At 61.2% G+C, this 25,540-nt stretch carries 21 protein-coding genes and 1 tRNA gene; 12 read left to right on the forward strand and 10 right to left on the reverse strand.

What is annotated here, in order from left to right:
• Nucleotides 1-228: 228 nt before the first annotated feature.
• A complete protein-coding gene (locus HALLA_RS08170; RefSeq protein ID WP_049952888.1) occupies nt 229-1,227 on the reverse strand; it encodes a hypothetical protein in 999 nt (332 codons plus the stop codon).
• 510 nt (nt 1,228-1,737) lie between these two features.
• Between HALLA_RS08170 and HALLA_RS08175 the strand changes: the two genes are divergently transcribed.
• Nucleotides 1,738-4,161 carry a hypothetical protein gene (locus HALLA_RS08175; RefSeq protein WP_157231347.1) on the forward strand — a complete coding sequence of 808 codons (2,424 nt, stop codon included), beginning with the start codon at nt 1,738-1,740 and terminating at the stop codon, nt 4,159-4,161.
• Here the strand turns inward: HALLA_RS08175 and HALLA_RS08180 are convergent, their stop codons facing one another.
• The 3 genes from HALLA_RS08180 to HALLA_RS08190 form a co-directional block, all read right to left on the reverse strand.
• A complete protein-coding gene (locus tag HALLA_RS08180; RefSeq protein WP_049952890.1) occupies nt 4,162-4,611 on the reverse strand; it encodes a CBS domain-containing protein in 450 nt (149 codons plus the stop codon). It abuts the gene before it with no gap.
• Nucleotides 4,612-4,761: 150 nt separating this feature from the next.
• Complete coding sequence (locus tag HALLA_RS08185) at nt 4,762-5,100, reverse strand: DsrE family protein (RefSeq protein WP_049952891.1); 339 nt, start codon at nt 5,098-5,100, stop codon at nt 4,762-4,764.
• A gap of 80 nt (nt 5,101-5,180) precedes the next feature.
• Nucleotides 5,181-6,359 (reverse strand): sensor histidine kinase, encoded by a 1,179-nt coding sequence (locus HALLA_RS08190; RefSeq protein WP_049952892.1) that lies wholly within the window; start codon nt 6,357-6,359, stop codon nt 5,181-5,183.
• A gap of 223 nt (nt 6,360-6,582) precedes the next feature.
• On the opposite strand from HALLA_RS08190, the gene HALLA_RS08195 reads away from it, so the two are divergent.
• Nucleotides 6,583-7,086: an HVO_2922 family protein gene (locus HALLA_RS08195; RefSeq protein ID WP_049952893.1), complete on the forward strand. Its 504-nt coding sequence runs from the start codon at nt 6,583-6,585 to the stop codon at nt 7,084-7,086.
• A gap of 282 nt (nt 7,087-7,368) precedes the next feature.
• Here the strand turns inward: HALLA_RS08195 and HALLA_RS08200 are convergent, their stop codons facing one another.
• Nucleotides 7,369-8,622: a glycosyltransferase gene (locus HALLA_RS08200; RefSeq protein ID WP_049952894.1), complete on the reverse strand. Its 1,254-nt coding sequence runs from the start codon at nt 8,620-8,622 to the stop codon at nt 7,369-7,371.
• Between the two features lie 239 nt (nt 8,623-8,861).
• On the reverse strand, nt 8,862-11,648 hold the full coding sequence (locus tag HALLA_RS08205; RefSeq protein WP_049954046.1) for an AAA domain-containing protein: 2,787 nt from the start codon (nt 11,646-11,648) through the stop codon (nt 8,862-8,864).
• A 118-nt stretch (nt 11,649-11,766) separates the two neighbouring features.
• Between HALLA_RS08205 and HALLA_RS08210 the strand changes: the two genes are divergently transcribed.
• The 3 genes from HALLA_RS08210 to HALLA_RS08220 all read left to right on the forward strand — a co-directional run bounded on the left by HALLA_RS08210 (nt 11,767) and on the right by HALLA_RS08220 (nt 16,058).
• Entirely contained in the window at nt 11,767-12,243 is a 477-nt protein-coding gene (locus HALLA_RS08210; protein ID WP_049954047.1) for a universal stress protein, read from the forward strand.
• A 279-nt stretch (nt 12,244-12,522) separates the two neighbouring features.
• On the forward strand, nt 12,523-14,970 hold the full coding sequence (locus HALLA_RS08215) for a DNA topoisomerase VI subunit B (protein WP_049952895.1): 2,448 nt from the start codon (nt 12,523-12,525) through the stop codon (nt 14,968-14,970).
• On the forward strand, nt 14,967-16,058 hold the full coding sequence (locus HALLA_RS08220) for a DNA topoisomerase IV subunit A (RefSeq protein ID WP_049952896.1): 1,092 nt from the start codon (nt 14,967-14,969) through the stop codon (nt 16,056-16,058). The genes HALLA_RS08215 and HALLA_RS08220 overlap by 4 nt, the downstream gene beginning before the upstream one ends.
• A 25-nt stretch (nt 16,059-16,083) precedes the next feature.
• Here the strand turns inward: HALLA_RS08220 and HALLA_RS08225 are convergent, their stop codons facing one another.
• On the reverse strand, nt 16,084-16,938 hold the full coding sequence (locus HALLA_RS08225) for a polysaccharide deacetylase family protein (protein WP_174887895.1): 855 nt from the start codon (nt 16,936-16,938) through the stop codon (nt 16,084-16,086).
• Between the two features lie 148 nt (nt 16,939-17,086).
• Here HALLA_RS08225 and HALLA_RS08230 point away from each other — a divergent pair, with 148 nt between their 5' ends.
• Nucleotides 17,087-17,521 (forward strand): hypothetical protein, encoded by a 435-nt coding sequence (locus HALLA_RS08230; protein WP_049952897.1) that lies wholly within the window; start codon nt 17,087-17,089, stop codon nt 17,519-17,521.
• Between the two features lie 36 nt (nt 17,522-17,557).
• Here HALLA_RS08230 and HALLA_RS08235 read toward each other — a convergent pair whose 3' ends face one another.
• Together HALLA_RS08235 and HALLA_RS08240 are read right to left on the reverse strand one after the other, a co-directional pair.
• Nucleotides 17,558-18,316, reverse strand: a complete 759-nt coding sequence (locus HALLA_RS08235) for an MBL fold metallo-hydrolase (RefSeq protein ID WP_049952898.1) — start codon at nt 18,314-18,316, stop codon at nt 17,558-17,560.
• A gap of 60 nt (nt 18,317-18,376) precedes the next feature.
• A complete protein-coding gene (locus HALLA_RS08240; protein WP_049954049.1) occupies nt 18,377-19,114 on the reverse strand; it encodes a fumarylacetoacetate hydrolase family protein in 738 nt (245 codons plus the stop codon).
• Nucleotides 19,115-19,404: 290 nt separating this feature from the next.
• Between HALLA_RS08240 and HALLA_RS08245 the strand changes: the two genes are divergently transcribed.
• The 3 genes from HALLA_RS08245 to HALLA_RS08255 all read left to right on the forward strand — a co-directional run bounded on the left by HALLA_RS08245 (nt 19,405) and on the right by HALLA_RS08255 (nt 20,817).
• Nucleotides 19,405-19,479, forward strand: a tRNA-Glu gene (locus HALLA_RS08245).
• Between the two features lie 509 nt (nt 19,480-19,988).
• A complete protein-coding gene (locus HALLA_RS08250; RefSeq protein ID WP_049952899.1) occupies nt 19,989-20,258 on the forward strand; it encodes a PadR family transcriptional regulator in 270 nt (89 codons plus the stop codon).
• A gap of 331 nt (nt 20,259-20,589) precedes the next feature.
• Complete coding sequence (locus tag HALLA_RS08255; protein WP_049952900.1) at nt 20,590-20,817, forward strand: DUF5795 family protein; 228 nt, start codon at nt 20,590-20,592, stop codon at nt 20,815-20,817.
• Nucleotides 20,818-20,854: 37 nt separating this feature from the next.
• Here HALLA_RS08255 and HALLA_RS08260 read toward each other — a convergent pair whose 3' ends face one another.
• The gene (locus HALLA_RS08260) at nt 20,855-21,727 is read right to left on the reverse strand and encodes a UbiA family prenyltransferase (RefSeq protein ID WP_049952901.1); all 873 of its coding nucleotides are present in this window, start codon (nt 21,725-21,727) and stop codon (nt 20,855-20,857) included.
• A gap of 438 nt (nt 21,728-22,165) precedes the next feature.
• Between HALLA_RS08260 and sucC the strand changes: the two genes are divergently transcribed.
• The 3 genes from sucC (at nt 22,166) to bioB (ending at nt 25,516) form a co-directional block, all read left to right on the forward strand.
• On the forward strand, nt 22,166-23,317 hold the full coding sequence (gene sucC / locus HALLA_RS08265; protein WP_049954050.1) for an ADP-forming succinate--CoA ligase subunit beta: 1,152 nt from the start codon (nt 22,166-22,168) through the stop codon (nt 23,315-23,317).
• Nucleotides 23,314-24,186: a succinate--CoA ligase subunit alpha gene (gene sucD, locus HALLA_RS08270; RefSeq protein WP_049952902.1), complete on the forward strand. Its 873-nt coding sequence runs from the start codon at nt 23,314-23,316 to the stop codon at nt 24,184-24,186. The genes sucC and sucD overlap by 4 nt, the downstream gene beginning before the upstream one ends.
• Nucleotides 24,187-24,373: 187 nt before the next feature.
• Nucleotides 24,374-25,516: a biotin synthase BioB gene (gene bioB, locus HALLA_RS08275; RefSeq protein ID WP_049952903.1), complete on the forward strand. Its 1,143-nt coding sequence runs from the start codon at nt 24,374-24,376 to the stop codon at nt 25,514-25,516.
• The last annotated feature ends 24 nt before the right edge of the window (nt 25,517-25,540 follow it).

Consider the following 25,540-nt stretch of genomic DNA (forward strand, 5'->3'; position numbering starts at 1 on the left):
GATGTTGTTTTAGCATCTTTGAGTTCGGGGAGACGATACACAGCAGAACGCGACGGATACAGCGTGAAACAGTCCCGCGACGAACGATGAACGATCTCGGCCCCACAGCGTGTTTGCGATCACTTCCGAACGAAAACCGATCGTAACTGAGTCACAACGGTCACGACGGACGACTATCTGGCTGTGTTGAACGATGTGCGAACGGGCGCATCGATCTCGACGAGTCGCTCAATACGATCGTGTGATAACTCCGTGAACGTCTTCGGAATTGATCGCTTCATCCACGTCCAGCTCCCCGGCCGACGCCCGAATCTCGAGGTCGCCTCCGATCGTACTCTCCTCTAGCTCGAGTTCGATTTCCACTTCGCCGCCGCTCGATCGAATCGTAACGTCACCCCCGATCGTGCTCTCTTCTAACTTGAGTTCGATGCCGACCGCACTCCCGTTGGCGTGAACCATCAGGTCTCCGTCGATCGTACTTCCTTCGAGATTGATTTCGATGTCGGATTCGTTGGTGAAGGCACGAGCTTGCAGGTCGCCCTCGATGCTCGAATCCTCGAGTTCGATTTCGATCCCCACCTCGTTGCCGGTCGCTTCGATATCGAGGGAGTCCTCGAGTACCGCGGGGCGGCCGTCGTCTTCCATCTTGACTTCGATATCGCCGCCGCTCCACTTGCGGATCTCGACGGCACACGGCTCGACCTCGCCCGCTAACTTGAGTCCGTCCCGCCTGACGACACAGCGTTCGGCTTCTCCCGTACACGTCACGGGGACGGCTCGCTCGAGTTGAACCGAGTTCGACGCCCCGCTGGCACGGATCTCGAGTTCGACATCGTCGTCGAAGTCGTCTTCACACTGTAGGTCGGCCGCGAGTTCGACCCGTTCCCCGACGGGTACGACCGGCGTGTCGATGTTTCTGAGGACGGCTGAACCCCCTATGCCCTCGATCGACGTCAGTTCCACTGCGCTCGAAAACTGATTCGAGACGGCGGCGATGGTCACTCGTTCGCCGTCTTCCCCCTCGACGTTGTACGGTTCGAATCCAAGCAGTGCGTCGTCGTCATCGGCGACGCCGAAATCGAGATTCCGGTTCGACGAAATGCTATCGAACGCGCCGCTCGCGTGAGCCCCCACAGTTCCGAGACTCGCGAGGAGTCCGACCGACAGAACAGCCCGACGGCTCACGGTTCCGTCAGTCCCGCGCGAACGTTTTCGTTTTCGTGACATTTCGTTTCGCTGAGGAATTACTCGTGAATAGGTGTTCGACGCTCAATAGTGTTGTGGAGTTCTCGACTGGGGAATTTCTCTCGAGACATTATCCATCTGATGTATAATTGATATTACTATCTCGAGCGTCTACTGGGACCTCGATCAGCGGACACAGTCCATCAGTAATCGACCCCCTCCACCATCGGTCGATTCGCTGCGACCTCGAGGATGCCAGACGGCACTCGAGCGCCGAAATATCGATCTGTTCGAACCTATATTAGTCTCTACTAACAGTAAACCAGTTAGATATATTATAATAATCGCCCAGAGAGTATTTCAATACGCCATCGAAATAGGTCGAATCAGAGTATCGGTGTCGCCTCGATGAATTCGAATCCGCCAACGAATCCGCCAGCCACCCTCTCCAGAGTCACCACAATGTTTGCGAACGTCTGGTCCCGGTCGATCCGGTCGCGTCGTGTGTCCGAGCGTACGAAACACGCCCTTGTAGGGTTGATCGTGTGTTTCGTGGTACTCGGAACGGTTGTGGGTGCCGGCGCTGGTATCGGCGTGGGGGCGACAGCCGACGACACCGAAGAATCGCGAACAGCGTTCACTGGTTCAACGAACGAAACGGCGGTCTCACTCGCACAGGAATCAGGACCCCAAGATGACTTCGTAGTCGTCCGGCCGGGGAACAATATCCTCGTAAGCGGAGAATCAGTGAACGAAACGTCTACTCAGGGATTCATAACGCACGAAATCAATGGCGAAGACGAGTACCTCATCGTCGGATCGTCGTTCGGAAACGAACGCCTCGAAGTGGGCGGACAGCTAGTAGAAGTCGACGACAATACCGACGACACTACCTATATCCAGCGTGTGGACGGTTCTCCGGACCTAGAGACCACAGATGGAGACCAGATCGAAGTGGACCCCGACGATGGTGGCAAACTCAAAACGGCGTCGGGAGATGACATCGTCGTCAATACTGGGGACGGGAACGAGGTACTCACGTACGATCAGTACGATCAGCCGATTCTCGAGATCGAAATAACGAAGGTCAACGATCCGGCCGAGGGAGAGAATCTCGTCGTCAATACGTCGATCACCAATCACGGCTACGATAATTACGCCGGCGATCGAACCGTCTCGTGGAACGGTGAGTCGAAGACGGCACCTGTAAACGTAAACCCAGAATCACAGGTCAACGAGTCGTTCGTCTTCGAAACAGAAGATGGCGATAGTTCAGCCGGTCAAGTCGAATTCGACGTGGGCGAGCAATCCGTCACACAAGACGTCGACATCGAGGAGGCGGAAATTCTCATCAGCGACTTCGGGACGACCACAGCGGTCGCTGGTGATGATATCCTGATTGGGGCCGAGTTCGAGCGTATCGGTGACGTGCCGGTCGAAGACATGACCGTCGAGTTCACCGTTGGAAACGAAACCGTCGAAACTGACTCCCTCGAGATCGACCCCGGTGATACGGAAGACGGCGAAATATCCTACGAAACGAGTTCCAGCGACGTTCCGGAACTCGATGTCGGCGTCGAGATTCCCGAACTGGGCCTCTCGAACGAGACAACGGCGACCGTCGTTTCCAAAGACGACCACGAGGAGAACATGAACGTCGAGATCCCTCCTGACGAACTCGAGATCGGGAACTTCAGCGAGGAACTCGAGGTCACCGGCGAGTTCGAGTACAACGGCGAGGAGATTCCAAACGGGGAGACGGACGTTCCAACTGAATTCCTCGTCAACGGAACCGTCGTCGAAGAACGGGACGTAACGATCGACGAGTCGCCCTTCGAGGAAACGTTCACCTGGGAATTCAACGAGAGCACGATGCCGATCGAGAACGTCTCCCTGCGGACGCCCAGCGGGGAGAACGTGACCGAGTTCGACCGAGACCTAGACATCGAATTCGAGGAGTTCAACGAGACGTTTTCCTCGAATGAACCCCTCGAGGCGACGGTACGCGTCGAAAACAACGGCGAAGTGCCGGAGTTACAGAACCTCTCCGTGGGCGTCGAGGACGCGGATAACGTGGCTTCGAACGTGACGCAGACGCGCGAGTTCTTGCTCAACGAATCGGAATCGATCGAGGAAACGTTCTCGTTCGATCTGACAGCGAACGCGTCCTCAGGAATCGAACTCGTCGCGAACACGACCACCGTCTCCGAGAACGTGACGGCGAACCGCTCGGTGTTCGAAGCGAGCGACCTCGAGTTAGACGGCGCGTCGAATCCGCGTTCGAATCTAACGATGTCCGGGAACATAACCAACATCGGCGACCTCGTAGACACACAGACCGTCCAGTTCGTGCTCGACGGGGAGACGGTCTTCGAGGAGGAACTCACGCTCGAGTCGTCCGAATCCGAGACCGTCCTGGCCGATATCGAACCGCCCGAAGAAAGCGGCGAGTATACGTACGGGATCACGACCAACAACGAGTCGTTGAACGCCTCCTCGGCCGTCGAACGGAGTGCGACGATCGAAGGGATGGCCGATCAGGGACTGCTCGATCGGATCACCCCGCTCCATCTCGGAGTGCTCGTGCTCGGACTGCTGGCACTAGTGGGTATCCTGCTGGCCTACCAGAACAATCCGGGGGCGTTCCGATCGCGCGCCGCTGCACTCACGGCCGGCGCACAGGGTGCAGTGCAACGCGTTTTCGGCGGCGGTGACACGATCGTCGTCGAGAACGGTCTGTCGCGCGACGCGACGGTCCGACTCCGGGTTCGGGACTCGAACGAGGTCGTCTTCCTCGAGGATCTGACCCTCGCGGACGGCGAGCAACGCGAGTTCAAGTGTCTCCCAGACAGCGACGAGTTCGAGGTCGGTGCCGGCGTCGACGATATCGACTCCCACGCCCAAGTGTTCCAGACGAAACCCAACGGCGTCGGCGTCCGCCTCGAGCCGGACGGAATCCGAATCACCGAACAGTAATCAAAAGTCTTCTCGCGGCCACTTTCGAGACCTGCGTCGACTGCTCTGGTGAACGTTCTCGAGTTCGTTGTTCAACTCCCCGTAGTGATCGATGAGGTCCTGGGTCGTCAGGATGCCTACGATATCGAGTCCGTCGACGACGACTAATTTCTTGACTCCCTCGTCGCCCATTCGCTTGGCCGCGAGCCGAAGCGTCTGCGTCGGTTCGACGGTCACGATCGGATGGCTCGCGACCTTCCGCGTCGGAATCTCGCCGAGCGACGCCCCCGTTCGGTAGGTCGCGAAGACGATGTCCGTCTCCGTGATGATCCCGTAGGAGTTTCCCTCCGCGGTGATGACGACGCTGCCGATTTCGTGTCGAAGCATCCGCTCTGCGACGGCCTCGAGAGCGGTATCGGCCCCGCAGGTGACGACGTCCTCGGTCATCACGCCCATGACTCGTGTGCCCATGTGACATGATCCGGTCCGACGTCGCTTAACTGAGGTGGCCCGCCGAGACGAATCGATCCGAAGTCGGCCTCGATCGGTTCGGTTCGTCACACTCGCAACTGCAATCGGCACACTCGCAACTGGAACCGACACGTCCGCAACTGCAAACGGTTAGGGTCGCAGGTACGCGTACCCCTCGTCCTGCAAACGGGTGACTTCCACAGCACCTTCGGGGACGGTCTCGACGCCCTCGAGGAGATCCGACTCTTCGAGATCCATCATCTCGAGCGTGTTCGAGCAAGCGCTGACCTCGACGCCGTCCTCGAGCAGTGCCTCGACGTCGTCGACGGTGTCGCCGTCGGTCCGCACGGTCGCGATCCCCTCGGCCTGAACGACGATCGCGACGTCGTCGATGCGATCCGTTTCGTCCTCGAGTAAGTTGCGTGCGATGGCGAGTCCGGTCTGTTGTTCGGCTTCGTCTCCCGATAGGATGTGTACGACGGTTTGCATGCGTCAATCAACAGTCGTCTGTAGGGAGTAGCTGGTGCTTGCAAAAACGGACTGACGACGCGAAACGCAGGTTCGTCCGGTTAGTATCCCTCGCGACGCGGTTCGATTTCGCGCTGTGGGCCCACAGTGGGGAGTGAGACCGAAAACGTCGATCCTTCGCCGGGCTCGGACTCGACCCAGATATCGCCTCCGTGGCGTTCCACGACGCGCTTGCACAGTGCGAGGCCGATACCCGTGCCGGCGTGTTCCTCGCGGGTGTGGAGGCGCTCGAACACCTCGAAGATATCCTCCTGGCTCTCCCGTGGAATCCCGATGCCGTTGTCCTGTACGGATACGATCCACATCGAATCGTCGCGGCTGGCGGAGACGGTTACGCGAGGCGGTTCGTCTTCGCTGTACTCGAGCGCGTTGCTCAACAGATTCTGAAAGACGTGTTGTAGCTGTCCTCGATCACCCATGACCCGCGGCAGCTCCTCGAGTTCGATGGTCGCGTCGCTTTCGGCGATCTGGATCTCGAGGTTCTTCGTGACGGTTGCGAGCACGTCCGCGAGGTCGACCGGTTCCATCGGTTCGCCCCGTGTCTCGACGCGAGAGTACTCGAGCAGCGCGTCGATCATCGATTTCATGCGGTCTGCGCCGTCGACCGCGAACTCGATGAACTCCTCTCCCTCCTCGTCGAGTTCGTCCCCGTACCGATCCTCGAGTAGTGAAAGATAGCTCGTGACCATCCGAAGGGGTTCCTCGAGGTCGTGGGAGGCGGCGTAGGCGAACTGCTCTAAGCGTTCGTTCGACCGCTCGAGTTGGGCTCGTACCTGCTGGAGTTCTCGATTGCGCTGGGTCACTTCGCGCGCTCGCGTCTTCGCTCGCGCGTCGTGGATGCCGATTCCGAACCCCGCGACGCTGCTGAGCGCAGAGAGGATGAGGATGCTTCGGCTCGGGTTAGAAAGGCTGTCAGTGGGTAGTACGTGATAGACAATCAGAACGACAATGCTCACGCCGATACTCCCGAGACACCACTTGCCGATCACTGAATAGAAATCGGAGTCGACATCCGTTCGGGGTAATCGGTGGGTTCCCAGCAAAACCACGAGTCCCGGGATGCCGACCAACAACGGAACGATCAGGAGGTTTACGAGTGGTTCGCCGTGAATTATCTGTCCAATCACCCATGCGATCCCTGCTACAATGTAGACCGCTCCAATACTGGTGAGGAGGAGCTTGCCGCTGTCTCGAGATCCCGCGGGGTGATCGAAACCCATTGGTGGCACTCGGAAAGGGACTGCTATAGGTTTTCGTATTCAATCGGACACAGGTTTGTTAGATCTGGAAAAATAAAACCACCTTTCAAGAATTACTGTTTATTCTGACGTACGTTCGATTCTGTTTCGTCCGACAGAACGAACGGCACTCACCTGTCCGTCTGGGTGACCGTCAGCATCGAACGCAACTGACCTATTTAGTTCGGACCATCGAACGGCTCCTATGACCTACGAACTCCGCCCCTTCGAGGCTGAGCGCTCGCGAGCAGCGGTCGTAACGACGTTCCGATCGATCGCCGACGAATTCGACGACGGCGACTCGGTTTCGGTAGCGCTCGAGGACCAATCGACGAGGGTACGACTTCCCGAGACGTTCTCGGTCGAACTCGAGATCGAACGCGCCCCCATCGACGAAGAAGGTGAGGCCCACGAAATCGAGTTGGAGATCGAACTCGAGTGGACGGAACCCTCGACGGAACGGGACCCGAGCGACACAGCCTCCGACGACCGAACGGAGGTGGAATTCGGCAGTCAGGGAACGTTTCAACTCTTCGAAGACCGCGCAAACGAGTGGCGTTGGCGACTCGTCCACCGGAACGGAAACATAATCGCGACCAGCGGCGAGGGGTACACCACGAAACAAAACGCCAGAAAGGGAATCCGGAGCGTCCGTCGGAACGCACCCGAAGCGGCGGTCGTCGACCGATCCGACTCACCACCATCATGAGTGGAGATACTCGCGCTCACCGCAGCGCTGTCCGCCGACTCGAGCCCACCCTGCGGAGAACTTATGGCGCATGACACCGAATAACATGGCATGGGTCGAGACGTGCCTCGAGAGTCAGACAGTACGGAGCAGCCACGACCCGTTCGAGCGTCGGTCGATCACGGACACTCCGTGCCCCGCTTTCGGCTCGACGAGCGCGCTGAGGCCGACGCCTGGCTGTCGGTTCGGTGCGACGCTGTCGTCTCCCTCCGACAGTGGGTCTGATCGAGATCCGCGAGCCCGTCAATCGTCGTCGAGAATGTTGGTGTTCATGTCGAACTCCGCCTCTGACTCGCGGATGAGTCGCTCCGTCCCGTCGTGATTTGTAAGATCGCCGTGATCGAGTTCGCTGTGAACCGCTTCGATCGTATCCGGCGTCACCTTCTCGGTCACCTCGAACGTTTTGACCGGGCTGAGAATACCCCAGAACGCACCGATCGAGTGGGCGGCGACCGCAATCGGCGTGAGCACGAGAAACAGCGGCCAGGTGAGGGGATGCTTTCGGTAGCCGATGAGGCCTACGACCATGTAGATGAACAGAACACCCACCAGCCCGACCGAGAGCCAATTATACCACTCGACCGTCGGAATCGAACTCGGGAGCATCGCCGCGACGAGTGCGAGAATCGCAACAAGCGGCGAAAACGCCCACGCGATGATTCGCGTATAGTAGAGGGGTTGGTACCACTTCGGGAGAATGTGACCGTCTGCCATCGTTCCGGAGACCCAGCGACGGCGCTGGTGGATCATGGCGCGGAGAGACGGCGGTGCCTGGTTCCGAAAGCGTGCGTTGAGGAGCGTATAGGAGAGGTCTCGAGTATCGGCTGCTCGCCACACGAAATTCGTATCTTCGGTGATCGTCGCGACGTCCCACGTGGTGTCGTCTTCGATGGACGACCGAATAGCGATGCCGCCACCCCACGCGTAGAGTGGGTAGGTGAGCCGGTGAAACCCGAACTGCTCGAACTGGTAGCCGATGCGGAACACCTCGCTGAGGTAGGAAACTCGAGAGCCGGTGTAGATCGGTTTCTCGGTGAACTGAATCACGTCGGCATCCGGCAGCCCCTCGAACCCCGCCATGAGCGTATCTTCGTCCAGGTACAGAACGTACTCCTTGTCACAGAAGACGTGTTGAAGCGCCCACTCGACCGCCCGTCCTTTGTTCGTCGCGGTGCACTCGTAGTCGTCGGGCACGACGTGGACGGTCGCGCCGTCGATATCGAGGTCTGCTTCGGCGATAACGCGAACGTCCTCGATGGCATCAGGGACTGCATTGACCGTCGTCTGAACGACTTCCTCGGCGTCTATTGTCAGAATCCGAACCTGGATGTCGTCGAACCCCCACACGATGTCGTCGGCATCGGTCTTCCACCCGCGGGCCAGAACCACCGTCTCGATCAACCACCAGCACGCCGACAGCAGGTACAGAAGCAGGCCAACCCAGAGCAGAAGAAGAATAGCCCCTGCCAGTGGGTTTTCCTGCATGAAGACAATCATGTCTTCATATTCGCTTCTCCTTATATCAGCGTTCGTGTTTTATCGGCCACAACGACTAAGAACGTCCGTTCTACGCCAATTGACTTCCTCTACCGAAACTCGATTGACCCCCCGAACACGGAAATAGCAACTGAACAACTACATATTCTGCTATCAACGCGGTTGCCGTTCGAGAGTCACCTCCCGATCAAAAATCGATGTCGTCCCAGTTCGAGAGAGCGCCAGCCGACGACGAACCACTACTGACGCGCCCACTCGAGCATCCGGCCGTAGAGCGGATCGGACTCGAGCGCGTCCGGATCGCCGACCAGCACGAGCGCGCGTTTCGGGCGCGTCAGTGCGACGTTAATTCGGCGATAGTCCTCGAATATCGGTCCCTCGAGGGTGTCGGTCGCGGTAAAGGAGACGATGATGACCTCCTGGCTCGAGCCCTGAAACCGGTCGACGGTGTCGACGGCGACGTCCTCGGGAACGTGATTCGAGATGTTCGACACCTGTGCGCGAAACGGCGCGATAACCCCGATATCGGTGCGTTCGAGGCCTGCGGCTTCGTACCGTTCGATCAGGTCCGCGATCCGGGTAGCCTCGGCGTCGTCGGTGTACTGGCTGTCGTCGCCCGCCACCGGGACGAAGCTCACGGGGTCTCGAAGCTCTGTGGGCAAACGCTCGCGGGAGACGCCCTCGAGATCGTCGAGCGTTCGCGTCGCGACCGTCGGCTCCGCGGGTCGAAGCTCGCCGTCGTAGAACTCTCGCGAGGCGAAAGCCTGAATGCGCTGGTTCATCCGGTACTGGCGATCGAGCATGACGCCCGCGTCGGGGGACTGCTCGACCAGTCGCTCGAACAGCGACTCAGTCAAGTCGTTTTCGGCCTGTACGACCGGCGGGAGCTGTTCGTGGTCGCCGACGAGGACGAACCGGTTCGCGAGATTAATCGCGGCGTAAGTCCCCGGCTCGGTCAACTGCGCGGCTTCGTCGACCAGCGCCGCGTCGAACGACTGCTCTTTCATGACCCGCGAGCCGCAGGTCGCCGTCGTCGCCGCGACGACCTGCGCGTTCTGTAACTCTGCGACGCGCGCTTCGGGGTCGCCCGCGAAGTCGAGTCGATAGGCCTGCATGTCCTCGCGGACGCCGCTTTCGGAGCCGACTCGAACCACGTCGGTCGTCTCGATCCCCTGCTCGAGTAGCGCCTCGAGCGCGTTGTCGACCGCCCGGTTCGTAAACGCCGACAGGAGGACGCGCTCGCCGCGTTCGACCATCGCGCGGATCGCTCGAGCGATGGTGTAGGTCTTGCCCGTCCCTGGCGGGCCGTGGATCAGCGCGCAATCCTGTGCCCCGACCGCCTTTCGAACGGCCTCGTCCTGCGCGTCGTTGTTGTCGATGAACGTCTCTCCCGGATCGTCGAAGTCGGGATCGGCGCGTCCGAAAAGAACGTCCTTGCGACGGTCGCTCCCTTTGAGCAGGGCGTCGTGGAGCGCCACGAGCAGCCGGTCGGTCGTCAGTTCGGACGGATAGACATCGAGTCGAGTAACTTCCACGGGTTCGTCGGCCGTAACGACAATCACATCGTCCAACCGTTCGATTCGAGCGAGCTCCGAATTGCCTCTCACCGGGTGGCCGTCGCTCGCCAACACGAGGTCCCCCTCGCGCAATTTGGAGGTCGATGCCCCGCGTTGGCGCGCCCGAAGCTCCCAGCGACCGCCCTCGAGTTCCCGGCGCTCGACGAACTCGAGGTCGACGATCGCCCGGTCGTCGTCGGCGCGCTCCTGCGGATCCTGTTCCCAGAGTTTGGCGTACTCCGCGTGGATCTCGCGGCGTTCCTCCTCGATTGCGCGATAGAGCCGCTCGAAGTACTCGAGTTCCTCGTCCGGAAGCGACTGGCCGATCTGGCCCGCTTTCGACTCCTGGTCCAGTCGGCCGGAGACGACCATGCAGGTGTCCTGTTCGAAGCAGTACTCGCACTTCGCGTCGCCCTCGTACCCCGTCGGCACGTCGCCGGCGATCTCCATCGCCGCGATCTCGTTTCGCACGCGAACGACGAACTTCAGGAGTCCGTCGCCCATCGTGAACTCCTTTGCGGGCGTGAGATCGCCGGTTTCCTCGTTCCGGTCGAGCGCGGAGTTTTTCGTGTAGAGCAGGGTTCCCATGTCGACATCCCCACCGTGTTCCTCGAGCAAGAGCGCGTAGCAGGCGGCCTGGACCTTGTCCTTGAACCGCGGGTCCTTGCGCAGGTTCTTGCCCGTCTTGAGTTCGACCGGCGCGCCGCGTCGGACGGCGTCGGCGCGACCGCGGATCCCGAACGTCTCGCTGATGAGTAGCTGCTCGGAGCGCCAACTTCCCTCCGCGGGCGTAAACGCCCGCTCCGGGTTGTCGGCGGCTGTCGCCGCCCCATCCTCCTCGGTGAGTCGGCCCTGCTCGAGCCAGCCCTCGATCGCGGCGGCGTTGTCGCGGACGTCTTCAGCGACGGCTTCGGGCGTTTCGCCCAGTAAGCCGAGTTCGAGCCCCCGCTCGTCGATCCGCTCGTCGATCGCGGCTTCGAGATCCCGGCCCCGGAGCAGGTCCCCGAAGACCTCGTGGACGATGGTCCCCTTGACGACCGGATAGTTCAGCGGTACCCCCGAGAGCTTGTTGAGGTAGTACAGGCGCGGACACTCGACCCAGTTTCGAACGGCAGTCACGTTCACCAGAAAACTCGGCTCGACGACGACGTAGGAATCACCCGTCGTCGAGTACTGCGTCTCGCCCTGATACTCGTCTTCCTCGACGTTCGTCACGAGCAGTTCTATCCCCGGCTCGAGCAGCGCCGCGGATTCGGTCCACTTTCCCCACAAAGTGACCGTCCTCGCGTCCTTTCCGTCGACTGAATTCGGGGACGCGCCGCCGGACTCGCGATTGGACGCGTCGGTCGGGGACGCCGAATCCTCGAGTCCGTCGAAGCGAAGCGGGACCTCCGCGAGGTCGCTCTCCCCGTAGCTCGTCGTCACCGTTCGCACGTCGACCTCGCCCGCGACGGTACCGCGTACGTTCACGGATTCGTGAAGGGGGCGGCGGCGAAAAATGCTATCGGTCGCGACTTGGCTCGAGGCGCTTTCGGAAACGAACAACACAGTTATTACTGCTGCATGTTGTATGTTGTTGTATACCACGATGTACGACCGAATCCTCGTCCCGACCGACGGCTCGGCCGAGGGCGAACACGCACTCGAGTACGCGATCGAGCTCGCGCGAGCCCACGACGCGAAGATTCGTGCGGTGTACGTCGTCAACGCGGCGAGTTACGGCGGGCTCCCGATGGAAACGGCGTGGGATGGGATCAACGACGCCCTCCGCGAGGAAGGCGAGACGGCGGTCGAACGGGTGAGAGAACTCGCGCCGGCGGACGTCACGGTCGAAACGGTGGTGCTCGAGGGATCCCCGAGTAAAGTCATCGTCGACGAAGCCGCCCCGGAAAACTGCGACCTCGTCGTGATGGGAACCCACGGCCGGGGCGGAATCGATCGACTCCTCCTCGGTAGCGTCGCGGAACGGGTCGTCCGCCGAGCTCCGGTTCCCGTATTGACGGTCCACCTCGATCAGGACGAATCCGAGCACTCGCCCGCCGACGCGCAGGTACCCGTAGAGTAAACTCAGGGACCGTCAAACTCCAGGACCGTCATCCCCTAGGACCACCAAACCGGTGACGGTCGCAGACCGATTCTCGAGCGCGGTAGCCGTATTGAATCCAATGACCGCACATCATCGACAGTTGGGGTAGTGCTGAAACTGGTCGAACAGCCGCTGATGAGTGGGAATTGCGCGAGTTGACGGCCGGATTGATCACCATTTGCTCCCTCGTTGGGAGCAGTCATCACTTTCACCGCGGTAGCACACAGCTTTTAGCCCCGCCGCTAATAAGGGGAAACGATGACGTCGTTCCAGTCGACACTCGGCGAGGAGGAGGGGATCGCCGAAGAGCTGGCCGAAAACCAGCGCGCGATCTCCATCGCCGAGTTCTTCGAGAAGAACAAGCACATGCTCGGCTTCGACAGCGGCGCTCGAGGCCTCGTGACGGCCGTCAAGGAGGCCGTCGACAACGCGCTCGACGCCGCCGAGGAAGCCGGTATTCTCCCCGATATCTACGTCGAAATTCAGGAGGAGGGCGATTACTACCGGCTGATCGTCGAAGACAACGGGCCGGGATTGACCAAGGAGTCGCTGCCGAAAGTCTTCGGGAAACTGCTCTACGGCTCTCGATTTCACGCCCGCGAACAGTCTCGCGGACAGCAGGGGATCGGAATCTCTGCGGCGGTATTGTACTCGCAGCTGACCAGCGGGAAGCCCGCGAAGATCACGAGTCGCACGCAGGGCTCGAGCGAGGCGGAGTACTTCGAACTGATCATCGATACCGACGACAACGAACCCGAGATCAGCGTCGAAGAGACCGCTTCGTGGGATCGCCCCCACGGCACGCGAATCGAACTCGAGATGGAGGCGAACATGCGTGCGCGCGCCCAGCTTCACGATTACATCAAGCACACGGCGGTCGTCAACCCCCACGCCCGCCTCGAGCTCAACGAGCCGAGCGCGCATTTCAAGGCGGAACGGGCGACCGACGAACTGCCCGAAGAGACCGAAGAGATCCGTCCGCACCCCCACGGCGTCGAACTCGGGACCGTGATGAAGATGCTGTCGGCGACGGATTCACACAGCATCTCCGGATTCCTTCAAGAGGAGTTCACCCGCGTCGGGAAAAAGACCGCCAACTCGGTCATCGACGAGTTCCGCGATCGACACTTCGGCCGGGAGATGTCCTGGGAGACGCCGACCGCCACCGAGGGCGTCGCTGTCGGCCAAGCGATCGAAGACGCGACGGCGAACAAGGGAGCGACCGCGACGGCCGACTTCGCGGAGACCATCGCCACGACCGTCGAAAACCGCGAGCGGATCTGCCATCACAAACTGGTCGAAATCGTCGAATCTGCCGCCGAATCGGCCGAAGACGATCACGGAACGACTTTCGGCGAGACGGTTCGAGAGAACGCCGTCGAGGCTGCGTGGGCCGAACTCGTCGGTCTCGGGGGCGAATCCGCGGAGGCCGACTCGGACGGCGACTCTCGGATGACCGCAGACGTCTACGCGCTCGCAGACGACGCGACGAGCACGCGCAAGGACGACGAAGTGATTCACGCCTTCGCCGAGCGACTGGCCGGGCAGTTCGAAGACGCGGAAGATCCGCGCCATCGATTCACCCACGCGAAGCTCCGCTCGGCCGTCGACCGCGCCGCCGAGTTGACCGAAGAGTACGACGACGCCGCGTTCGGCGACACCGCTCGAGAGAACGTCGTCGAGGCGATCTGGGGCGTCATGCGGACTGTTCCGGACGATCCGCCGCTGGTTCGAGAGCTCACGGAGGATCGAGACGCCTCGAGCCAGCTGGTCGACGGGATGCGTGCGACCGACATCATGGCACCGCCGACGCGGTGTCTCTCGCCGATCACAGACGAACTCATCGAAGCAGGGTTGCGAAAGGAGTTCGACGCCGACTTCTACGCGGCGGCGACGCGCGATGCAGGGGTTTCGGGCGGCGATCCGTTCATCGTCGAGGCGGGCATCGCCTACGGCGGTGAGTTAGAGGCCGAGGGAAGCGCGGACGTACTTCGGTTTGCGAACCGCGTACCGCTTGTCTACCAGCGCGGTGCCTGTGCGACGACCGATGTCGTCAAACAGATCGGCTGGCGAAACTACGGGCTCGACCAGCCCGGCGGCTCCGGGCTGCCCAACGGCCCCGCCGTGATCATGGTCCACGTGGCGTCGACGAACGTGCCGTTTACGAGCGAGTCCAAAGACGCCGTGGCGAACGTCCCCGAGATCGAAGACGAGATCGAACTCGCCATCCGTGAGGCTGCTCGAGAGCTCAAGAGCTACCTCAACAAGCGCCGCTCGATGGAAAAACGCCGACGCAAGCAGAGCGTCCTCGGACAGATCCTCCCGGAGATGGCCGAGAAGGTCGCCGAAGTGACCGACAATCCCGAGCCGAACATCGACGACGCCGTCGCTCGGATCATGAACAACGTGCTCGTCGAGCGCGAACTCGAGGAAAACGGCGACGGCCAATCGGTCTCGATCGTCGTCGAGAACCACACGAGTACGACCGAGTCGTTCGAACTGACGGACATCGTCACCGCCGAACCGCGTAACCTCTCCGACGGCGCGAACGTCGTGGAGATGGACGGCGAGTGGTTCGTCAAGTGGGACGACGACGTCTCCAGCGGCGAGGAAACGACCCTCGAGTACGAGGTCGACGCCGACGCTTCGTTCGATCTCGACGTGAGTGGCGTCGAAAGTGAGAAACTTACCGTGACAGACCAATGAGTACGGACACCAACCAGGAAGCAAGAGAACAGTTGATCGACCTCGCCGCGGAGTTTTACGATCAGTTCGAAGGGGGAGAGATACCGAGTATGTCGCTCCCGACCCGGACGAAAAGCAACATCGAGTACGACGAGGAAAAGGGCGTCTGGGTCTACGGCGACCGGACGTCGAGGCGATCGGCGAACTCGGTTCGCGGTGCCCAGAAGCTGTTGAAGGCCGTTTACACGATCGAGTTCCTCGCGGACCAACTCGAGGAAGACCGCTCCTCGACGCTACGTGAGTTGTACTACCTATCCGAAAGCTGGGACAACGACAACGCCCAGTTCAACGATCAGGACGAGTCCAACCAGTTGATCGAGGACTTAGAGATTGTCTCGGAGGTCACCCGCGAGGACTTTCACATGCGCCCGGAGGAATCCGGTGCGAAGGTGATGGGGCCGCTCCACATCCGCGAGCAGACGAACCGCGGCGAACGCGACATCCACTGTCAGCTCGACGTAGGGCAAGGCGGCTACCAGATCCCGAATAACCCCGACACGATCGAGTTCCTCGACAACGACGCCGACTTCGTCCTCTGTGTCGAGACCGGCGGGATGCGAGACCGGCTGGTCGAAAACGGGTTCGACGCCGACTACGACGCCCTGATCGTCCACCTCGGCGGCCAGCCCGCGCGGGCGACGCGGCGACTGATCAGACGGCTCCACGACGAACTCGAGCTTCCGGTGACGGTCTTCGCCGACGGCGACCCGTGGTCCTATCGCATCTACGGCTCGGTCGCTTACGGCTCGATCAAGTCCGCACACCTCTCCGAGTATCTCGCGACGCCCGAGGCCAAATATATCGGCATCCAGCCGGCCGACATCGTCGAGTACGACCTGCCGACGGACCCGCTCTCGGATTCGGACATCAACGCCTTAGAGAGCGAACTCTCCGATCCGCGCTTCCAGACCGACTACTGGGAAGAGCAGATCGAACTCCAACTCGAGATCGGAAAGAAAGCAGAACAGCAGTCCCTCGCGGCGCGCGGGCTGGACTTCGTGACGGATACGTATCTGCCCGAACGCCTCGAGGCGATGGGTGTCCTGTAATCGGCCGACCTCCAGTTCGAGCAAATCACTGCGCCTCCGGCGGGTTCTGTTCTCGGAAACGCTTCGCGACGGTCGCCATTCGCTCGAACTCGACGCCGTCTCGAGAGTACATGTGCTCGAGCAATTCCTCGAGGCGGCCGATTCGATGCGCTTGCCCGATCACCTGTGGGTGGAGGGTGAGAACGTACACCCCGCCGTCGACGTGCTCGCACATCCAGTCGAACTGGTCGCGCCACTTCCGGAAGATCATCTCCTCGTCGGTGTAGCCCATCCGGTGGGGGCCCGCCCAGGTGTAGGTAAAGGGCGGGAAGTCGTCGCGTTCCCACGACGGGGGGAGCTCGACGATGTCGGTCGGCTCGCCGCGTTCGTAGGGCGCGTCGGCGGGCGCACGCCATCCCCGCCGGAGGTAGTGCGGTGTGAAATCCGCGGCCATCACGCTCGAGTCCCACTCGAACCCCAGTTCGAGGAGGATGTCGAGTGTGTGTTCGGAAAAGTCCCACGCCGGCGAGGCGTAGCCGGTCGGACGCTCTCCCGTAAGCGCGACGATGCTCTCGATGCCGCGCTCGATATCCGCCCTCTCGGCCTCCCTGCTCTCGTAACTCGAGGGCCCGCGATGGGTCCAGCCGTGGTGTTGGATCCCGTGGCCGGCGTCGGCGATCGCCTCGCAGGCCGCCGGAAAACTCTCGATGGTGTGTCCGGGGATACACCACGTCGAGGGGAGGTCGTGTTCGTCGTGGAGATCGAGGAGTCGAGGCGTTCCGACATCGGCGCCGTAGACGCCTCGAGAGTGTCGCGTCGGCATGTCCCAGGCGTCGAACGCCCAGAGCCACGTCGAGACCGCGTCGAAGTGATACGAAACGCAGACCGTTGCACTCGCCATGTGCGGCGGACGACCCGCAGGTGAATATAGGTATCACGACTCGTGAGTCGATGGGGTCGGTAGCGATGGCGCTGGGGGCGGTAGCGATACCGCGTGAGCAACCGACACCCAATTACTTACGTGGATGGCGACCCGCCGATAGGAACGAATGCCAGAAGCAGATCTTCAGCACTCGGAGTCGGGTGCTGACGAAGGCCGTCCACCCGTCCAGTGTGACGCGTGCCGGTCCGCCTTCGAATCTGATAGCCGGCGGGCCGTCTCGTTTCTCCTTCTGGATCACCTCACGATCCCCGTCGTCAGCTGTGAGGACCACCTCGAGCAGTTTGCCTCGGTCTGCGGGTTAACTACCGAAGATACCGCTGAGACGCTGGATCACCGACCGGCCGGCGGCGTCCGCTGTCCGGGCTGTCGACTCGCACCCCACAACTCGGCCCAACCGGTGATACCGGTCCGAAAAGGAGCGGTCCTCGTCGTGGCGTGTCCCGAACACCAGTCGAAGGTATTCCAACGGTTTCGGACGGGACTCCAGACGCGACACCACCTCTCCTCGAACGTCGGTGCCACGACGAACTCGTTGCGCTGATCTCGGCACGGGTGGCACCCAGGACGTAGACGGTGCTTACTCGAGCGTCTGTTCACCCTCGAGTGCAGTAGCCGGCGTATCCGGGTTCTCGAGCACGACCGGGACTGTTCGACTCGCTACGTCGACGACGAACGCCTCCGTGTCAACTCCGGCCGCCTCGCCGTAGATCGGACAGACGAGCCGCGGAGCCATTCGTCCGGCGAGCGCCGCGGCCTCGTGTCTGTCCATCGTGGTGTCGCCATCGATCGGCGGAAAGAAGATGTCGACATCGAGATCCTCGTGGTACTCGAGGGCGTCCGTATGTCCCGGGAAGAACGCCTGAACGCCGTCGACGGTGACCGCGTACCCACAGCCCGTTCCCTCGGGGTGGTACGGCGACCCGTCTTCGCGGGTGTGTGGTCCGTCTGGTTCGTTGTACGCTGGTACCGTGAACAGATCGAGCGGTCCGAGAACGAACGACTCGTCGGCGCGAACGCGTTCCACGTCGTAGGAGAGGTCGGCCGGAGGGTCGCGGACTGGCTCCGACCGATCGTCGCTGCGGTCGTCAATCTCCCGTCCGTCGATCGACTCGTGGATCACCACCATCGCGTCGTCGCGAGCGACCCGTTCGATCCCCGTCGGATCGTAGTTGTGCCCGTGCGTAACCAACACCAGATCGCCGTCTCGAGGTGCCGTCCCCTCGAGAACGCTGTCCCGATGGGGATCGACGTAGATGACCACGCCTGTCCGGGACTCGAGGCGAACCGTTGTATGGCCGAGCCAGTCAAAGCGCACCGCGCCGTAGCTGACGGTCATGCACGGCCGTTCGTTCGAGACGTCGAAAAACGTTCGTCTCCGCAGTTGGTCGGGTCCAGATCAGGGAATTCGAACCGAGTGCGAGAGCGTGCCGACGCCCTCGACTTCGATTTCGACCTCGTCACCGTCGGCGAGCGGACCGACGCCTTCCGGCGTCCCGGTCGCGATCACGTCACCCTCTTCTAAGGTCTGGTAGGTCGTGATCTCGGCGATCAGTTCCGGAATCGGGAAGATGAGCTGATCGAGCGTGCCGTCCTGTTTGAGCTCGCCGTTGACTCGAGAACGAACCGCCGCGTCGTCGGGCACTTCGTCGGGAGTCGCAAGCACCGGACCGAGCGGTGCAGCGCCGTCGAAGGCCTTCCCGCGGACCCAGTTACGTTCCTCGGACTGGTCGTCACGGTTCGAGAGGTCGTTGACGCAGGTGAACCCGGCGATGACATCCCTCGCATCCGAGACCGGTACGTTCCGGCACTGTTGCCCGATGACGACGCCCAGTTCGGCTTCGTGGTCGATCCGCTCTTTCCCCGCTGGAACGGTCACCGTGTCGCCGTGGCTCGAGACCGTGTTCGGCGGCTTGAGAAAGAGCATCGGTCGGTCCGGGAGATCCGACCCCATTTCGTCGGCGTGGTCGGCGTAGTTGCGTCCGATACAGACGATCTTCGAGGGGTCGGTCGGCGGTAGGATGTCGATCTCGTCGGCATCGAAATCGTAGCTCTCGTTCGCGAAGTGGACGGTTCCGTTCTCGAGTTCGCCGCGGCGAACCGCGCCGGCCGGGTCGCGGAATCTGACGTATTTCATGCGATGAAGTTTGTCGTAGAGATAGAAAAACATTGAGAAGGCCCTCGAGTACGCCGGCAATCGCTCGAGCTCCGGAACGGCGTCGAAAAACGGTCTGCGCTTGTTTGCGACCGTACGCCCGCTGGTGTTTTCGAGGGAAATCGTCTCGAGCAGCGCTCCGGAGGGGTTCGCCACGTCATTCACTGCCACTGGAGGGATGGAACGGAACGTTTTTTACTAGCCCCCGGCAATCGGTGAGTGTAGCTTCACGAGACCGGGCCGAACCGCGGTACGGTGTCGAAGCGACGACTGCTCCGTTGGTGTAGTCCGGCCAATCATTTCGGCCTTTCGAGCCGATGACCAGGGTTCAAATCCCTGACGGAGCACTACAGCGGCCGAGTTTTACAAGAGAGCAAAGCGCGCGTACGGAAGGGATTTTAACGAGACGAGTCACGGTGTCGAGCGTAGCGAGGCGACCGTCTCGGCGTTGTTCAACTCCCTGATGGAGCGCCTTTCGGAGACCATGCTCGTGAATTGTAGCTGTGGTATACGAGTGGATCTTTTGTCACGGATGGGGCGCGAACGCTCGTAAGCGCTCACGACTGCCCTCGAGACGAAATCATCCCACCTCAAAGTGCGTTTTGACAGATGTTTTTCCTCGCGTTTCGGTAAGAACGCTCTACGACAGCGTTCGGCCTGGACTACGATTCAGATCGCACCGAAGCGAACGGCCGTTCCGAAGAATACGGATCGAATACGCCTCGAGGCTTGTCCTTTCGCTCGTGAGTTGGCACGGCCTACTTATTTCTGGAGAGTGCCTACTCGCTCGAGCGGATCCCTACAATCCCGTACGAGATTAATAACAAATACTAGATCAGTGGCAGTGATTCGTGGAATGAACGATCTCACCGGGTTTCAACGAGACTTGTTGTACGTGATCGCCGGCGCCGACCAACCGTCAGGCCAGGATATCAAAGAGGAAATCGAGAAATATTATAGCTCAGATATCAATCACGGTCGGTTGTATCCGAATCTCGACACGATCGTCAACAAAGAACTAGTCGAGAAGGGCCAACTCGACAGGCGAACGAACTACTACGCGATCACGGAGTCGGGGGAACAGGAGATCGTCGAGCGCCGCGAGTGGGAGTCACAATACCTCTAATCGACGCTGCCCGGCCTCGAGAGGTGTCACCGATCTCGGTTCGGAAGCGCTACGGCGAACGTTGATCCCGTTCCCGGCGACGATTTCATCTGAATCTCGCCACCATATGGTCGACAATCTTTCGACAGTCTAACACCAGTCCCCGTGAACTCCTCGGAGTCCGCGTACTCGATCGATGACTGCCTCGAGATTTACCAGCGTCTCGAAGGAGCCACCTCCACTCGACACGGGACTCGAGACCGTTCGAAGCGGTTCTTGCAGATCGTGTGAGTCCACGGTCGAATGCTCGAGTCGTTGAAAGGCTTACGGGCGTCCAGACGGAGTGAAGAGTATGGCCGCAAATCGAGTCGTTCAGGGACGGATGGTTAACGCGAAAAAGCTGGCCGAACTGATCGAGGGCGACTCCGTGATGGAAACCGATTCCATCGAGGAGGCGGATCGGTCCTGCCCGGAATGTGGGGAGAACGTCCTGAAAGTCGGCTACATGCCGTCGGTCACCGAATTCGTCACCGGATGGAAGTGCCAGGAGTGTGACTGGCGCGAGACAGACAGGGAGTAGTCGCGATCTCGCCGGACTCGAGTCGAATTAGGGTCGATCACCAAGCTGTGAGCTCGAGGGCGAGCACGCAACAGGCGAGAAAGAGCTGTTCGCCGTCGATGATGAATCCGTAAAAGAGGACGCTCCGATCGCGGGTGGCGAACGGAATGTATCCGCCCACGTAGGCGTTGAACGCCAGCAACACGAGAAACGTCGGTGGAACGAGACCAACAGCGACGCAGATGAGGACGCTCGCGGCGACGGCGACGTTCGAAATCTGCGCGAGGATGCGAGTTCGGTGCGGATCGAAAACGACCGGGACCGTACTGATTCCCGCCGCCCGATCCCCGTCGATGTCCTTGATATCGAAGACGATCGCTGCGATTGTCAACATCGCGGTCACGTAGGCCGCGAGAAAGACGATGCCAGTTGTCTCGAGGACGTCGTAGTAAAATCCGACCCCCAGCGGGATCAGCCCCCAGGCGACGCCGACGGTCAGGTTTTTCACAAGGAAGACCCGCTTGAGTCGAAAAAACGAGTAGGCGATCGTCACGAGCAGCGGGATCACCGTATACCTCGCGCCCGGAAGGTCGAGGACGACGGCGACGACGATCGCGATCAGGTAGAGGCCGACTCCGAGCGCGAGCAGGAGTCGTCCGTGCTCTCTGGTAAACGCCGCGCGGCCGGGAACGTTCTGCTCGTCCTCCTCGAGGTCGGTAAAGCGGTTGAGACTGTAGACGAACATCGCCGCGGCGAAGACGATAAAGAGCGGGACCGGATCGATCGGAAGGTCCACGAGAAGCATCGTAACGAGCGCAATGCTCGTCGCGGAGAGCGAGATGTGAAGGTTGCTGTGAACGAGAAAGAGAGCGACCGCTTCGAACCGGGAGCGGGCCGACTCGAGGCGCGGGGCCGAGTTGAGTAGTGCCACAGCGTGTACCGTTCTCGTATGTATTCGGGGGCAGTGAAGGCATTAATGCTGGGATGGCAGACTTCCGGACATGTGCAGTCACTCATCTATTGCTTCGGCCAGCAACACGGGTAGTGCGTGCCAACTGATCGGGCCGGAAGCGGGTTAGACACAGTTTGTCGAACTGGGGGAAATCGATGTTCGAGCCCGGTATATTTCGGGCAAAATATGACGGTAACTGAGTGGGGTGTTACCATTATTCAATCCCGCATGGTTGCTGTTTGATCTTCACGAATATCGGCTACGATCACATTTGAGTATGGGTTTTTCCAAAGCGAGAGCGCCGAACTCCGGATACTACCGGAATGTGAAATTATGGTGGTACGTGACAGGGCAACGGCTCTCGCGAGTGGAAACTGCCATGATTTAAGCGACGTGGGAACAGCCGTTCAAATGGATATGAAGCTACACGAGTATCAGGCGAAGCAAGTCTTCGCCGACGCCGGGGTTCCGACGCCGGAGTCGAAGCTCGCCTCCGACGTCGACGGCGTCGTCGCCGCGGCCGAGGAGATTGGATACCCAGTCGCGGTCAAAGCGCAGGTACAGGTCGGTGGCCGCGGCAAAGCGGGGGGAATCAAACTCGTCGACGACGAGGACGAAGCCCGCGACGCTGCCGACTCCATTCTCGGGATGGACCTCAAAGGCTACCACGTAGATCGGGTGCTGGTCGAGGAGGCAGTCGACTTCACGAACGAGCTCTACGTCGGCATCACGATGGATCGCGGCGAGGGCAAACCCGTCGCGATGGTCTCGACGAAAGGCGGCGTCGACATCGAAGCCGTCGCGGAGGAAACGCCGGAAGCCATCGCGCGCGAACACATCGATCCCTCCTTCGGGATGCATCCCTACCAGGCCCGCAAGGCGGTCTACGACGCCGGTGTCGACGGCGACATCGCACGCGACGTCTCGAGCGTGCTGACGACGCTCTATCAGCTCTGGTCGGACCGGGACGGCTCCGACGCGGAGATCAACCCGTTGATGGTCACCAGCGACAACGAGGTCATCGCGGCCGACGCCGTGATGAACATCGACGAGGACGCGTTGTTCCGCCAGCCCGAACTCGCCGAGATGGAAGAGGAAGCGGCAACCGGCGACGCCTTAGAGCAAAAGGCAGACGAGTACGACTTCGACTACGTCCGACTCGAGGGCAACACGGGAATCATCGGCAACGGTGCCGGCCTCGTGATGACCACCCTCGACCTCGTGGATCACTACGGCGGCGAACCCGCCAACTTCCTCGACGTCGGTGGCGGCGCGAAAGCCGACCGGATCGCGAACGCGCTCGACATGGTGTTCTCCGACGAGAACGTCGACTCCGTCGTATTCAACATCTTCGGAGGAATCACCCGCGGCGACGAAGTCGCCAAGGGGATTAACGAAGCCCTAGAGCAGTTCGACGAGATCCCGAAACCGGTCGTCGTCCGACTGGCCGGGACCAACTGGGAGGAAGGCATGGAAATTCTCAACGAAGACCTCGTGACGGTCGAACAGACCCTCGAGGATGCGGTCCAGCGTGCCGTCGCGTACGCTGAGGAGGTGAACGAACAATGAGCGTACTAGTCGACGACGACACGCGCGTGGTGGTACAGGGCATCACCGGCGGGGAAGGCAAGTTCCACGCCGAACAGATGATGGAGTACGGAACGAACGTCGTCGCCGGTGCGGTCCCCGGAAAGGGCGGGCAGGAAGTCGCCGGCGTTCCGGTCTACGACACCGTCGACGAAGCCGTCGAAGCCGAAAACGCAGATACGTCGGTCATCTTCGTCCCGCCGGCGTTCGCGGGCGACGCCATCTTCGAATCGCTCGACACCGACCTCGACCTCGCGGTCGCGATCACCGAGGGCATTCCGACCCAGGATATGGCTCGAGTGAACAAGCGACTCACCGAGACCGACACGCGGCTCATCGGTCCGAACTGTCCCGGCCTCATCACCCCCGGCGAGGCCAAACTCGGCATCCTGCCGGGCAACATCTTCGCCTCGGGCGACGTCGGGCTCGTCTCGCGCTCGGGGACGCTGACCTACCAGGTCGTCGACAGCCTCACCAACCGTGGAATCGGCCAGACCACCGCGATCGGTATCGGCGGCGACCCGATCATCGGCACCGACTTCGTCGACGCCCTCGAACTCTTCGAGAACGATCCGGACACGAAGGCCATCGCCATGTGCGGCGAGATCGGCGGCGAGGACGAGGAGGAGGCGGCAGCCTACATCGACGAGCACGTCGACACGCCCGTCGCCGGCTTCATCGCCGGTCGAACGGCCCCACCAGGGAAACGCATGGGCCACGCCGGCGCGATCGTTTCCGGCTCGGGAACCGGCACCGCAGAGAGCAAGATCAGCGCGCTCAACGACGCCGGCGTTCCGGTCGGCGACACCCCCGAGGAAGTCGCAGATCACGTCGAGAGCTTCCTCGAGTAATCCAGCCGACACCGTCGAAGCTTTTCTTCGTCTGTGATCGTCTCGAGTTTGCAAACCTGAGCACCATCGCGTCAGCTACCAGCCCGTCGTTATTTCATGAGTACTGACGGAGTTATGGGGTGACGAAATCGCTTCCCGTTCGAGACTGTCCCCAAGAATTATAGTTACGTAAACTGCGCTAGCTAGCGTGGTTTACGAGACGACCAACCGGACGATCGACGACGCGCTCGAGCGGGTGTTCGCCGGCGAACGCCTCGATCGGACCGACGGATTGGCGCTTATGGCACAGCCGGTTGAGCCGCTTGCGGAAGCGGGAGCCGCCGTCCGGGATCACTTCGGCGACGGCACCGTCGACGCCTGCTCGATCGTCAACGCGAAGGCGGGCAACTGCGCCGAGGACTGTGGCTTTTGCGCGCAGTCGGTCCACTTCGACACCGGCATCGACACATACGATTTCCTCGGGCCAGAGAAGATCCTCGAGGCGGCCAAACGCGCCGAGCGAGACGGCGCACAGCGCTTTGGAATCGTGGTCGCCGAACGCGGCGTCTCGAAGGAACTCCGCCCCGAGGAGTGGGCTGAAGTCCTCGAGTCGATCCGCGCCGTTCGCGAGGAGTGCGACCTCGAGGTCGACGCCTCGCTGGGGATTCTCACGCCCGAAGAGGCCGAAATCCTCGCCGAGGAGGGAATCAATCACTACAATCACAACATCGAGACCTCGCCGCGGTACTTCCCCGAAATCGTCGACTCCCACAGCTTCGAGGATCGGGTCCACACCCTCGAGGTCGCCAAATCGGCGGGGATGGACCTCTGTGCGGGCGTCATCCTCGGAATGGGCGAGACGCCGACCGACCGCGTCGATGCGGCCATTGCGCTACAGGAAATCGGCATTTCGTCGCTGCCGGTCAACGTCCTCAATCCCGTCGCGGGAACCCCGCTCGCGGAGCAGGGTGTCGAAATTAGCACGGACGAGATCGTCAAAACCGTCGCGGTTTACAAACTGCTCCACCCCGAATCGCGCGTTCGGCTCACCGGCGGGCGCGAGGTCAACCTCGAGCCCGACGAACAGCACCTGCCCCTCGAGGCGGGCGCGGACGGGCTGCTTACCGGCGATTATCTGACGACCGAGGGGCAGTCGGCCGGCGACGACATCGAGATCATCGAACGGGCGGGCCTCGAGCCGAACCGGTCGGTCAACGAGTTCGATCCGGAGGCGGTGAAAGCTCGAGGGCGACGGACGACCAAGGAATCGCTGACCGAGACCGCGACGGGAACGGCCACTGATGCGGCCGGCAACGCCGACAGTGCGAACGCGGAATCGACCGACGACTGAGAAACGACTGACGATCGAGAGACG

The sequence above is a fragment of the Halostagnicola larsenii XH-48 genome, assembly GCF_000517625.1.
GTDB lineage: Archaea > Halobacteriota > Halobacteria > Halobacteriales > Natrialbaceae > Halostagnicola > Halostagnicola larsenii.